Source organism: Nocardia sp. NPDC003963 (genome assembly GCF_053605105.1).
Map to the genome: position 1 here is coordinate 603,735 of NZ_JBSGIP010000001.1, position 12,364 is coordinate 616,098.

The 12,364-nt window shown below is 67.7% G+C and carries 12 protein-coding genes, 1 tRNA gene, 1 pseudogene and 1 riboswitch; of the genes and pseudogenes, 8 read left to right on the forward strand and 6 right to left on the reverse strand.

The genetic code is table 11. The features are described 5' to 3' along the window. Positions 1-31 precede the first annotated feature (31 nt). Positions 32-151 (forward strand): annotated as a pseudogene (locus tag ACWEWT_RS02845) (IS110 family transposase); the annotation flags it as partial. A gap of 136 nt (positions 152-287) precedes the next feature. Here ACWEWT_RS02845 and ACWEWT_RS02850 read toward each other — a convergent pair. From ACWEWT_RS02850 to ACWEWT_RS02860, 3 genes are all read right to left on the reverse strand, one after another. Then, positions 288-635: a hypothetical protein gene (locus ACWEWT_RS02850; protein WP_452557711.1), complete on the reverse strand. Its 348-nt coding sequence runs from the start codon at positions 633-635 to the stop codon at positions 288-290. 913 nt (positions 636-1,548) lie between these two features. Continuing rightward, positions 1,549-1,622: transfer RNA gene (locus tag ACWEWT_RS02855), tRNA-Pro, on the reverse strand. 35 nt (positions 1,623-1,657) lie between these two features. Next, positions 1,658-1,927 carry a hypothetical protein gene (locus ACWEWT_RS02860; RefSeq protein ID WP_452555519.1) on the reverse strand — a complete coding sequence of 90 codons (270 nt, stop codon included), beginning with the start codon at positions 1,925-1,927 and terminating at the stop codon, positions 1,658-1,660. A 295-nt stretch (positions 1,928-2,222) separates the two neighbouring features. Then, positions 2,223-2,391: riboswitch (cobalamin riboswitch) on the forward strand. Positions 2,392-2,888: 497 nt separating this feature from the next. On the opposite strand from ACWEWT_RS02860, the gene ACWEWT_RS02865 reads away from it, so the two are divergent. The 4 genes from ACWEWT_RS02865 (at position 2,889) to ACWEWT_RS02880 (ending at position 7,641) form a co-directional block, all read left to right on the forward strand. Next, positions 2,889-4,313 carry a short-chain fatty acyl-CoA regulator family protein gene (locus ACWEWT_RS02865; RefSeq protein WP_452555521.1) on the forward strand — a complete coding sequence of 475 codons (1,425 nt, stop codon included), beginning with the start codon at positions 2,889-2,891 and terminating at the stop codon, positions 4,311-4,313. Between the two features lie 261 nt (positions 4,314-4,574). Beyond that, entirely contained in the window at positions 4,575-5,765 is a 1,191-nt protein-coding gene (locus tag ACWEWT_RS02870; protein ID WP_452557645.1) for an NAD(P)/FAD-dependent oxidoreductase, read from the forward strand. Beyond that, positions 5,762-6,655 (forward strand): RNA polymerase sigma factor SigJ, encoded by an 894-nt coding sequence (sigJ, locus tag ACWEWT_RS02875; protein WP_452555522.1) that lies wholly within the window; start codon positions 5,762-5,764, stop codon positions 6,653-6,655. Before ACWEWT_RS02870 ends, sigJ begins: the two co-directional genes overlap by 4 nt. A gap of 287 nt (positions 6,656-6,942) precedes the next feature. Further along, a complete protein-coding gene (locus ACWEWT_RS02880; RefSeq protein WP_452555524.1) occupies positions 6,943-7,641 on the forward strand; it encodes a class I SAM-dependent methyltransferase in 699 nt (232 codons plus the stop codon). A gap of 83 nt (positions 7,642-7,724) precedes the next feature. Here the strand turns inward: ACWEWT_RS02880 and ACWEWT_RS02885 are convergent, their stop codons facing one another. Together ACWEWT_RS02885 and ACWEWT_RS02890 are read right to left on the reverse strand one after the other, a co-directional pair. Next, positions 7,725-8,342: a hypothetical protein gene (locus ACWEWT_RS02885; RefSeq protein ID WP_452555526.1), complete on the reverse strand. Its 618-nt coding sequence runs from the start codon at positions 8,340-8,342 to the stop codon at positions 7,725-7,727. Positions 8,343-8,392: 50 nt separating this feature from the next. Next, entirely contained in the window at positions 8,393-9,295 is a 903-nt protein-coding gene (locus tag ACWEWT_RS02890) for an oxidoreductase (RefSeq protein ID WP_452555528.1), read from the reverse strand. Between the two features lie 91 nt (positions 9,296-9,386). On the opposite strand from ACWEWT_RS02890, the gene ACWEWT_RS02895 reads away from it, so the two are divergent. Further along, positions 9,387-9,962: a TetR/AcrR family transcriptional regulator gene (locus tag ACWEWT_RS02895; protein ID WP_452555530.1), complete on the forward strand. Its 576-nt coding sequence runs from the start codon at positions 9,387-9,389 to the stop codon at positions 9,960-9,962. Positions 9,963-9,987: 25 nt separating this feature from the next. Here ACWEWT_RS02895 and ACWEWT_RS02900 read toward each other — a convergent pair whose 3' ends face one another. Next, the gene (locus ACWEWT_RS02900; protein WP_452555532.1) at positions 9,988-10,494 is read right to left on the reverse strand and encodes a carboxymuconolactone decarboxylase family protein; all 507 of its coding nucleotides are present in this window, start codon (positions 10,492-10,494) and stop codon (positions 9,988-9,990) included. 42 nt (positions 10,495-10,536) lie between these two features. Between ACWEWT_RS02900 and ACWEWT_RS02905 the strand changes: the two genes are divergently transcribed. Continuing rightward, on the forward strand, positions 10,537-11,061 hold the full coding sequence (locus ACWEWT_RS02905; RefSeq protein WP_452555534.1) for a MarR family winged helix-turn-helix transcriptional regulator: 525 nt from the start codon (positions 10,537-10,539) through the stop codon (positions 11,059-11,061). Positions 11,062-11,131: 70 nt separating this feature from the next. Further along, on the forward strand, positions 11,132-12,226 hold the full coding sequence (locus ACWEWT_RS02910) for a DUF4185 domain-containing protein (protein WP_452555536.1): 1,095 nt from the start codon (positions 11,132-11,134) through the stop codon (positions 12,224-12,226). Positions 12,227-12,364: the final 138 nt, after the last annotated feature.

A 12,364-nucleotide genomic window follows, 5' to 3' on the forward strand; every position in this document is an offset into this window, starting at 1 on the left:
GGAGAACTCCTTGGAACGTGCCTGGTGCGGGGTGGAAATCGGAAAGGAGCACCATCACGCGGTCGTGATCGACGCCGAGGGGAACCGGCTGCTGTCGCGACGAGTCGAACATGACGAGCGAGCACTGCTCGAGCTGATCGGCAAGGTCGCCGAGATCGCCGATGGCGTCACCGAGAGGTGTTCTACGACCGAAAGAGATCCGAAGGCAGACACCACAGCCAGGCCATACTCGCCCTCGCAGGACGCCGGGTCAACGTCGTGTGGGCACTGCTGCGCGACAACTGGACCTACACAGTCGCACCGCCCCAACAGGCAGCCGCGGCAGCCTGACCCGACAGGCTCGATACGCGTAAGCGGAGTCGACATGATCCAGCACCGGTCGCCTGAACGTGAACCGGCAGGTCGACGCCGTGGGCGAGTACACCCGCCCGATCCTGCACGGTGATCTCGACGAATGCGCGATTGCAGTCGCCGGTGGTCAGTTCGGTCCGGTCGGCGCGTATGCCCAGCAGGTCGGTGCCCGCGGAGCGGAGTGCCGTCCGAGCCACCTCCTTGCCGTCGGTGCGGGCCACGGCGATCAGTTCACCGGGCTCGTAGACGCCCTCGTCGGCGGCGCTGTAGACCTCCACGGTCACGGGAGAGCCGGCGGGCGCGTCCCAGCTCCACCCGTTGATCGTGTCCGACCATGCCCACATCGAGGGGGCGGCGGTCGCGCCGTGATGCTTAGGGCGCCGAACGGCGATGAACGGGGCTTCCCGTAGCCCGAAGACGATTCCCCGGTGGTAGGAAGCGGGGCGGCGATAACCCCGTGATGTCGATATCACCGCACCGCGCTCTCGCGGGCGCACTGGTCGTCGCATCCTCCAACCAGTACGAGGGCTGGGGCGACGCGGTTATCTTCGCGGCATGTACAGCTCCCGAATCGGCGAGGTCGCCTGCTGTCAGGTTCCACGATATTGACACCGACCAATGGGTTTGGATTCTTCGGCGCCAGAAGATTCCTGGGCCAGGAAAGCCTCAAAGACAAATTTACCAAGGGAAGCGTGCGTGACCGATTCCGCTCATAGAGGAGATCCGGCCACTCATCTTACGTCGGATCAACGCGACTCAGTTACGTGTGCGCGCGGGTCCGGCTCTGGAAAAGGCTACCGAGCACGACCGGCGCGGGCGATTTTGGGTGAACGACTGTTCGTCGGGCCGCGTGGCGGCCGTATCCAGACGGGCGGACTTCGGGACGCGACCCACTGGGATGAGGTGGTCACAAAACTCGGATACGAACAGCTCGGTCGCCACGACCTCCGGCACACCGGCCTGGCCCGTGTTGCCGACGCCGGTGTGCGGCTGCACCGCTCCAGCGGGTCGTCGGCCAAACCGACCCCCAAATCACCCGCTGGTGCCTGCATCCGGACAATCAGGCCATTCGCTCCGACGCGGTCAAGTGGTCCAGATATCTCCGCGGCGATACTGGCCCCAGATTTGCCCCGCCTTCCGGGCCTTCCGGTGAGAAGAAAACACCCTCCGACGCAGGTCAGAGAGTGTTTTCGTGTGTCGGGCTGACAGGATTTGAACCTGCGACCACTTGACCCCCAGTCAAGTGCGCTACCAAACTGCGCCACAGCCCGTTGCGCCTCGCGTTCCGGCGCTCGATGAGATTACCTCAGAGGTGCTCGGGAGCGGAAATCGGCTGGTCATGCGGGTGTTGTCGGGCGTCGGCGACAGTGCGTGAATCCCGTTCGGGCGTGGCGCTGGTTCCGGTCGGTGTGCCGCGCATACGGATTCGCGCGCGGTCCGCCGCGAGTGCCGGGATCGCCGCCAGCGTGATGGTCACCGCGGCGATGGTGAAGGCGGTGGTGAAGTCCGTGCCGATGACCGGGATGACGAGTAACGGGCCTGCCACTTGGCCTATGGCGTAGGTCGCGGTCAGCACAGCCGCTGCGCGGGTCTTCGGTAGCCGGTGTGCGAAGTCGGGAGTCAGGACCACTACGGCCATGAAACTGCCATGGTGGTTTCGCCGGTCACGAGCAGCGCTGCCCATACGGCGAACATCGGCCGGGTGTTCAGATGTGGTCGGTGGGACAATCCTGTCTCCGATGGCCCTGGCGGCTCGGGATCGTGAGCTGCGCTTATGCTGGCGAGTGCAGCTGGTTCGTCCCGCTCGACTCCGGTGTGAGCGGGATGTCGAACCCGCCGGGCGGCGCCACCGACGCCGATCGGCGGGTGCGAGGGAACCCGGTGGGAATCCGGGACTGTCCCGCAGCGGTGACCGGGAACGATCGCCGTCCTACGGCACCGGGCCGGAGGGTCCGGGAAGCGACGGCCGGTGATGCCGGCCCGGAGATGTTCCACCCCGGGTCGATCTCCAGAGGTCGATGCCCGCGAGTCCGAAAACCTGCCGGTTGCGCCGGGTACGCCGTACCCGGCGGCCGTCGCCTCGTGGACCGGGCGTTACGCCGGCAACCGACGTGTTCGTCTCCGCGGGTGCGTGTCGTCGCGCGTCCGAACGGGCGGCTGCCGGTCCTGCCACCGAGGGAGTTCGCATCATGCCGGAACCTGCCACGGCCCTCGGCGCGCCCGGGCTTCCGGGGCTCGATCGCGGCGGCGCGGATTCGGCAAGGAACAACTACGGTGCCCTGTCCGTGTGTTGTTGCCGAAACTGTGGAAGTTCGGTAACGAACGACGAAACAGATTGTCCTGCAACATGTGTGAATGTGACGTGGGTGTTTCGGTCCGAGGACGCGGTGATCGAGTCGTGGGACCCGTCGCCGCGAACGCCGCTGAATCGAGACCGGGTCGCCCCGTACCTTTGCGGAGTCGGGAGCGGGTCGGGGCGGTCGTATGGCATGTGCCGCCCGGCGCCCGGTCACCCGTAGTCCAGGAAGGAGTCGGCAGTGGAGAAGATGTATGCCGGGGGCCGGCTGCGTGTGCTGCGTGAGCAGCGGGGGCTGTCCCAATCCGGGCTCGCCAAGACCCTCGGGCTGTCGGTGAGCTATGTGAACCAGCTCGAGAACGATCAGCGGCCGTTGACGATCCCGGTTCTGCTGCGGCTCACGGCGACCTTCGATCTGGAGGTGGGTTTCTTCGCCCCGGAAACCGATGCCCGGCTGCTCGCGGACCTGCACGAGGTGTTCGCCGAGGAGCCCGAGTTCGCGTCGGTGAGCAGCAGTGAACTCGACGATCTGCTCTCGCGAGTGCCGACGGCGGCTCGATTGCTGATCAGTCAGCACCGGCGCTTGCGGGCGGCCAACGAGCAGCTCGACCAGCTCACTGCCGGGCTCGACGCGCCGGAGGCCGGCCGCCGCACCGCGATGCCCTACGAGGATGTTCGCGATTACTTCTACGACCGCCGCAACCATATCCCCGCTCTGGACACGGCCGCGGAGGATCTGTTCGCGCGCGGCGGGTTCACGCCGGGGGGATTGGATCTGCAGCTGGCTCGGCTGCTGCGGGACGAACACGACGTGGTGGTGCGGATCCGTTCGGAGGACCCCGGCCGTCCCGGGCCCAAGCGGATCTACGATCCGGACGCCCGGACGCTCACTCTCGCGCGCCGCCTCACTGCCGGTCAGCGAGCTTTCCAGCTGGCCACCCAGTTGGCGTTTCTCACCCAGTCCGCGGTGATCGAGGATCTGCTCGCCGAGACGGCGGCACTGCCCGCGGCCTCGCGCGGACTGTTGCGTATCGGTCTGGCGAACTATTTCGCCGGTGCGCTGATCCTGCCCTACGGGGCTTTCCTCGACGCGGCCGAGACGATGGGTTACGACATCGACCTGCTCTCCGCGCAATTCGAGGTCGGGTTCGAGACCGTATGTCATCGTCTGTCGACGTTGCAGCGGCGCGGGCAACGTGGGGTGCCGTTCTTCTTCGTGCGCACCGACCGCGCGGGCAATATTTCCAAGCGCCAGTCCGCCACCGCGTTCCACTTCTCCCGGGTCGGCGGCAGCTGCCCGCTGTGGGTCGTGCACGACGCCTTCGCCACCCCCGGCCGGATCCGGACCCAGATCGCCGAGATGCCCGACGGGCGCACCTATTTGTGGCTCGCGCGAACCACGGGGGAGAGCAACGCCGGATACCTGGCGCCTTCGCGCGATTTCGCCGTCGGTCTCGGTTGCGATCTCGCGTTCGCGGAGAAACTGGTCTACTCGCACGGGCTGCCCATTCACGACACGGTCGCCGCCGTGCCCATCGGGCCGGGCTGTCGCGTCTGTGAGCGCACCGCCTGCGCGCAGCGTGCGTTCCCGCAGATCGGCCGTCCCCTCGCGGTGGACGAGAATCGTCCGGCGAACACTCCGTACGCCCCGACCGGGCCCAGCTGAGCGGTACCGCTTGCGGCGAGTTCGTCGCACCGCGCGTCGGCCTTGTCGTCGACGGGGGTTGGGCCGGACGGTGCCGGTGCAGGTCGCGGTGGGAGGCCGGGTCGGTTCCGCGAACGTGCGCCGCGTGGCCCGGGTCGGTCGTCGCGGGGCTTCGGGCCTTGCACACCAAGTGTGAGGTGAGTCATAAAAATGGATCTTCTGTCACAGACAACAGGCGGCCGGGATCACGAGGGCAACACCTCGAGTGGACAGGAGATCCTCATGACCGGCCAGCGCGTACATGTTGTCGTCATCGGCGGTGGTTACGCCGGAACGTTGGCGGCCAACCGGCTCCAGCGCAATCCCGATATCGATATCACTCTCGTCAATCCGCGCCCCGAGTTCGTGCAGCGCCTGCGCCTGCACCAGTTCGCGGCCGGCACGGGTGACGCGACCGCCGACTACGCCGGTCTGCTCGGCGAGCGGGTTCGGTTGGTGGTCGACACCGTCACCCGTATCGATACCGAACAGCGGCAGATCCGGTTGGGCGCCGGTCCCGCCCTGGACTACGACTATGTCCTCTACGCGGTCGGCAGTACCGGCGCAGTCCCGGCCGCCGTGCCCGGGGCAGTGGAATTCGCCCACCCCATCGCCGAGTTGGAGCACGCCCGGCGGCTCCGCGCCGCCCTCGGCGAATGTCGTGCCGATGCCCCGGTCACCGTCGTCGGCGGTGGGCTCACCGGTATCGAGACCGCTGCCGAACTGGCCGAACAGGGCCGGACGGTGACGCTCGTCTGCGGCGGCCGCCTGGCACCCTCGTTTTCCGAACCCGCGCGGCGGTCCGTCGCGAGATGGCTCGTCCGCAACGGGGTCGAAGTGCTGGAGACCGCGGTGGTGGCGCAGGTCGGGCCGGATTCGGTGACTCTCACCGGCGGCGTGCAACGTCCCAGTGCGGTCACCATCTGGACGGCCGGCTTCGGGGTCCCGCCACTGGCCGCTGTCAGTGGCCTGCCGACCGATACGCTCGGACGGATGCTCACCGATGAGACGTTGACCAGCGTCGGCGACGAGCGCGTCGTCGCGGCCGGCGATGCGGTGGCCCCGTCGGATCTGCCGTTGCGGATGAGCTGCTTCACCGCCGGGCCCACCGGGGCGACGGCGGCGGATACGGTCCTCAGTCGCATCGCGGGCGAACAACCCGCGCTGCTCGATCTGGCGTATCTGGCCTCGAATGTCGGCCTGGGCCGCCGGGCCGCCCGATTCCAGGTGACCCGCAAGGACGACACTCCTGCCGCTGTCTACCTCGGTGGCCGGATCGGCGGGCGGATCGCCGGCGCGATCAAAGAAGCGGTCACCAGAGGCACACTCTGGGGTATTCGCCGCGAGGGCCGCAAACCCGGCTCCAGTGTCTGGCCCAAGGGCGGCGGCATCCGGCCGCGTACCCCGGAAACCGTGGCGGTCACGCAGCCGTGAGCGCTACCGACGAGCATGCCGAGCGGTTCACCCTGCTGCGTCCGCTGCTGTTCACGATCGCCTACGAAATCCTCGGATCGGCGGGTGAATCCGACGATGTCCTGCAGGACAGTTACCTGCGCTGGGCCCGAGTGGATCTCGCGACGGTCCGCGATACCAAATCGTATCTGGCGCAGCTGGTGACCCGTGAGGCGCTCAAATCGCTGCGGGCGGGGGTGCGTCGCCGCGAGACCTATATCGGTCCGTGGCTTCCCGAACCGCTGGTGCTCGACGAGCGCGATGCCTCCACCGATGTCGTACTGGCCGAATCGGTCTCCATGGCCATGCTCGTGGTGCTGGAATCGCTCACGCCCGATGAACGGGCGGTGTTCGTGCTGCGCGAGGTGTTCGGATTCGATTATCCGGAAATCGCCGCCGCGGTGGAGAAGTCGGTGGTGTCGGTGCGCCAGGTGGCGCACCGGGCCCGCGAACACGTACAGGCTCGGCGGAAGAAATTCGAACCCGTCGACGCCGCCGCGGTCACCGCGCAGTTCATGACCGCGGCGGCCACCGGTGATATGGCGGGCCTGCTCGCGATGCTGGCGCCGGACGCCACCTGGACCACCGACCACGGTGGTAAGGCGAGCGCGATACGTCCGCTGGTGATGACGGGTGCCGAACGGATCGCGACGACCCTCATCGGGGTGTTCCGGGCCACGCGGCGCCGGCCGGATATCCGGATCGAGGCGGTCACCTGCAACAGCGAACCCGCCATGGCGTTCTACATCGGCGATACCCTCGAGGCCGTCGTGGTGCTCGAGATCGAGCAGGGCCGGATCCGGAACGGGTACGGGATCCGCAACCCGGACAAGCTGGCGACTGCCACGACGCCGCGGGCCATCGGACGCTGACAGCATGTGTACGCCTGCCGGTCGGTCACCCGCTCCGGGACGCGATATCGGAGTCTCGATGCTTCGCGGCGGCGTTACCGCCCGCCGTCGATCGCGGTCCCGGGCCCACCGTCGCGGCCCGCTCGTGGCTCGGCCGAACACCTGCCCGCATCCGCGGTGACCATCATGTGCCGGGCCTTCGACAACGCCGCGTACCGGCGGCGCACGTCGACCGGCTCGGCCCCGGCGGCCGGGATCAGCGGCCCGGTCACATGTACATGTGCCGGAACGCCTGCTAGTCGTGGAGTATGACCACTCCGGGTGATTTCGAATTCGAATCTGTCTATCGCGGTGACGGCCCGTTCGGGCCGGATACGACGCCGCCGTGGAGTATCGGGGAACCCCAGCCGGAACTCGCCGCCCTGATCGAGCAGGGCAGGTTCCAGGGGGAGGTGCTCGACGCCGGATGTGGTGAGGGCGCGATCTCGCTGTATCTGGCCGAGCGTGGTTTCACCACGGTGGGACTGGATCTCGCACCGACCGCGATCGAATCGGCCCGGGCCGAGGCACAGCGGCGCGGTCTGCGAAACGCGACCTTCGAGGTCGCCGATATCACCGACTTCACCGGCTACGACGGCCGGTTCGGTACCGTGGTCGACAGCACGCTGTTCCATTCGATTCCGGTGGCCTCGCGCGCGGGGTATCTGGCCTCGATCGCGCGGGCCGCGGCACCGGGCGCGGTGTATTTCGCGCTGGTATTCGACCGCGCCGGCTTTGCCGAGCTGCCCGAACAGGGACCCGCCCCGGTCACCGCGGACGAACTGCGCGACGCGGTCTCGCGATATTGGGTTGTCGACGATATCGTCCCGGCGCGGATCCACGCCGAACTGCCGGACAACCTCGATTCGCCGACCGGCGCCCCGCTGGTGCGCTTCGAGGATCTGCGCGACGAGCCGAACGGACGCAAATCGGTTCCGGCCTGGCTGCTGTCGGCACATCTGGGTTGATCGGCGGGTCCGGTGGTGCCGAGTAAGACACCACCGAACCGGGCCGCACACCGAGTGTGATCGTTCGCCGGAGGCCCGGGCCGTCAGAGACCGCGCGGGCCCTCCGAGCGCAGGTCATCGACCTTGCTCATTGCCGCTCGTAGCTCCTCGAGCCAGGCTTCCGAGTGCTGACCCGCCAGTTTCACCGTCCACGCGAGCGCATCGGCCCGGGAACGCGCGACCCCGGCGTCGACGAGAGTGTCGAGTACCTTGCGCTCCGGCTGGCGTAGCCGGGTCATCACCGGTACCGCCAGATGAGTGAACAGCACCTTCTCGCCGTCGACCGACACCCCCCAGGCGACACTACGACCGTAGCGTTGCTGGGCTTCGTCGGCGATCTGCATCCGGGCGGCGCGGGTGGTTTCCCGGAAACGCGCCACCGCGCCCTGTTTCGTCGCCTCTGGAATCCCGGTTGCCTTCTGTTCCCCGCTCTCCGCGGATTCGCCGGTGGGCTTCTCCTCGGCGGAGTCCGCGCGGGGGAAGGGTAGTTCGCCGACCACCACGATCTCGTCCCGGTCTATCTCGATGGCGGGACTACCGGTGAACCAGTCGCCGGGCAGGCGTCCGGCGAACCAGTCCGTCGCATCCGCCGCGTCCGGGAGGTCGGCCTGCTGCCAGCCGCCGGGCCGGCCGAATCCGCGTCCTCGATGTCCATGTCTCATGGTGCACCTTCTCAGCTCCGATAATTACTTGATTACAAGATTACGCCGTATCAGGTGTCAGTGGTTCCGCTCAGAGCGAACCGCACGCCGGTGAGCTGCTCGGAGGCCGCCCAGAGACTCTCCTGCCGAGAGCGGTCGTGCGAGTCGGCGCTGGAGCTCACCCGGTCCGGGTAGCCGCGGATCTCGAAGAGTCCGGTGGGTCCGTAGTAGTCGGCGCCCGCGGCGTGCGGGTCGGTGGCGGCGCGCAATGTGGGCAACGCGCCCATGGCGGGCGTGCGGCCGAAGAGGCGGGCGACGGCCAGGTTCGGTAGCCGGAATACCGCCGGGGAGTAGCGGAACACCTCCGTGCTCGCGCCGCCGGGGTGCGCGGCCAGCGCGATGGCGGGGGTATCGGTGAGGCGTCGATCCAATTCGTGGGTGAACAGCAGATTCGCCAATTTCGATTTGCCGTAGGCGTTTCCGCCGGCCGCCGCCGGGTCGGTGGGATCGATCCGGCCGAACCGGTGGCCGATACTGCTCACGGTCACCACGCGGGCGGCCGGTGCGGCGACGAGGCGGTCCAGCAACAGGCCGGTCAATGCGAAATGGCCGAGGTGATTGATGCCGAACTGGACCTCGAATCCGTCTTCGGTCGTGCCGGACAGGCCGGTGACGCCCGCGTTGTTGACGAGTAGATCGATACGGGCGTAGCGGTCGCGAATCGTTTCCGCCGCGGTGCGGACGGAATCGAGTGAGGCGAGGTCGAGGGTCACGGTATCGGTCCCGGCTCGGGGTGCGCTGCGGTCGATCCGGGCTCGGGCTTCGGCCGCGTTGTCCGGATTGCGGCATGCCAGCACGACGGTGGCACCGTGTTCGGCCAGTGCGCGGGCGGTTTCGAACCCGAGTCCGGTGTTCGCGCCGGTGACTACGGCGATCCGGCCGTTCAGATCCGGGATATCGGCTTCGGTCCACATGAGCGGGGCTCCCTCCTAAGATGAACGAGGCGTTCATATTAAAGTGAACCAGCCGTTCATGTTGTCTGCAAGGTGACGGAGGTGTGGTGGGATGGCCGGCAAGGTCAGGCGCGCGGATGCGCTCCGCAACCGGGAGGCGATCGTCGCGGCCGCACGGGTGCTGGTGGTCGAGCGTGGGCCCGGGATCGGAATGGACGAGATCGCCGCCGCCGCCGGTATCGCGGTGGGCACGCTCTACCGCCATTTTCCGGCCAAGAAGGATCTGATCGAGGGCGCGGTGGCCGATCTCGCGGAAACGATCGCCGGATCGCTGGACGCGGCGCTGGCCCGGGTCGAGGCCGGTACCAGCGCGGCCGTCGACGAATTGCTGGCGCTGTTGCGGAGTGTGGTGCTGGATATGCGGCAGGAGCGGCTGTTCCGGTTCGCGGTCGCCGCCTTGGCCGAAGATGCCCTGCGGGAGATCCGGGAACGCGGCCGCCTCGCGGTGGATCGGCTGGTCGCGGTGGCGCATCGGGACGGTTCGCTCTATCCCGATATCACGACCGGCGACGTGATCCTGCTGATGGCGACCGCGCCCGCGGATACGACCTCGGAACTCGAACAACTCCGGTGGCTGACGCTGGCCCGTCGCGCGCTGACGCCGGACCCTGCGCCGCGGCCGGGCTGACCTCGCCTTCGCTGCCGGTTCGGGGTCATACTGCTCGAACGAGCCGGTTGGCCAGCGTCGACATCGTGTACGTGCCGATGCCGAGGACTACCTCCAGCGCATTGCGTTCGGTGTATCCGTGCGCCAGGAGTGCGGCGACGGATTCTTCGGCTACGCCGCCCGCGGTCGCGATGAGGTCGAGGGTGAAGGTCCGGATCGCTTCGAGGCGTTCGTCGGGGATCGTCTTCTCCGCGCGGAGGGCCGCGACGATATCGGATGCCACGCCGAGTTTGCGGAGCTTTCCGGTGTGCATCGCGATGCAGATATGGCAGCGGTTGCGTACGGCGACGGTCATGATGACGGTCTCCCGTGCCGCCGGATCCAGCGTGCAGCGTTCGAAACCGGCGCTCATGGCGAGGAATCCATTGAGTAGCTCCGGTGATTCCGCGAGGCGGCCCACGGCGTCGGGTACGGCTCCGGTATCACGCTGTACCGCCCGCATGGCTCGGAGTGAGGCGTGCGGGGCGGTCTCCAGGGTGTGTGCGGCGAACATTGCTCTCCTAATATGGACAACATGGTTGACGATTCGGAGAATATGGTAAACCAGGTTGACCGTCTTGTCGAGGGTGGTGCGGGACGAGGAGTCGACGGGGGGCCCCGCGCCGGCTACGAGCTCCCGCTCTTGCTGTTCGCCGGATTCCGGACGCTGATCGACGCATTGCATACCGAACTCGCGCGGCAGGGGCATCCGGATGTGCGCCCCGCGTACGGCTTCGCCATGCAGGCCGTCGGTCCGGACGGGGCCGCGGCCAGCGATATCGGCCGTCGGCTCGGGATCTCCAAACAAGCCGCCGGTAAGACGGTGGATCGGCTGGTCGCGCTCGGCTACGCCGAACGAGGAGGTGATCCGGCCGACACCCGCCGCCGGATCGTCCGGCTCACCCCACGGGGGTTCGACGCGCTGGCCCGGTCGGCCGAGATCTTCCAGCAGCTGCGGGCGGTCTGGGCGGCGGAACTCGGCGAGGACCGCATCCGCGCGATGGAGGACGACCTGCGGCAGGTGGCGGCGCCGGTGGGATTCCGGCTCGATGCCGCCGGATGGCTGGGCCGGATGACCTGAGCCGTCGTATCGTTCGCCGGATCCTGCGGGCGGTACCCACCGGCTGTGCCGCCGGGGTAGCCTCGCGGGGATGCCGATAGCAGAACAGCTGACCCGGTCCGGCACCCTTCTGTGCGATCTGCCCACCGATTCGGCCGATGCGCTCGGTCTCGGATCGAGCGATCTGTGTATCCCGTATCGCCGCGTACAGGAAGGAGATTGGGGCTATCTGTGGGGTGACTCCTGGCGTGGACCGGACCAGAGTGGTGACTACCTCGGCTCGCCGGTGATCCTGACCCAGGACGAGTTCGACGCCTCCGGCGCCCGTCCGGTGACCTTCACCGGCACCGCCACCGGCGATCGGGCACGCCAGGTATTCGACTACCGGCACCACGCCGACAACGGCGCGGGTGTCACCGAGATCTCGCGTATTCCCAACGACGCCGTCGAGATCAGCGGTCGCACCTTTGTGCAGTACACCGCGGTGCACAACCGGGTCGGACCGGACGCCGATCTCGACGGTTCGGCCTTCTCCGGTATCGCCTGGTCCGACGACCACGGCGCCACCTGGCGCGATTTCGACCACCACTGGGCCGGACAGGCCCTCGGTGTCGACGGAAATCCCTACGGTATGTGGACATTCGCCGGTATCGACCCGGACGGTTATCTCTACGTCTTCGCCAAACGTTGGAACGGCAGCCACCGCTATCGCCGCGACCACGGTTTCGTCCAGCTCTTCCGCTACGATCCCGCCGATTTCTACCACGGAAATTTCGCCGCCCAGCAGAACTGGGCCCATATCGACGGCCGATGGGGCTGGTATCCCACCCATCGGCATCCGCCGACGCCGATCTTCGGCCCGGGGAACGCACTCGGCGAGCTCTCCGTCGCGCGTATCGGATCGACCTATGTCATGTCGTATTTCGACTGCGTGGATCTGAGTATCAAGACTCGTACGGCCGACCGGCCGGATGCCGTATGGTCCGCGGAGCGGATCCAGGTGGTGCACGACGATACGGAACCGGCTGCGCATCGGGACAAACCGCGCCTGCCCAACCTCTACGGGGGTTATATCCATCCGGGTTCGGCTTCGCTGTCGAACCTGACCCTGATGATCAGCCGTTGGGACGGTACCGAGGGGTCCCACCCGTATACCGCTACGCAGTGGACGGGCCTCTCCGCCTGAACCGTCGGCCGGCGCCGGGACCCCGTGTCCGCCGGAGGGCCCACGGGCCCGCGACAGCCGCCGGCGCCGAAGCCGGAGGTGGCCAAAGCTATAGGGCTGCTACAGGTTCGGCGAGTTGATCGGGCCTCGGCCGGGGGC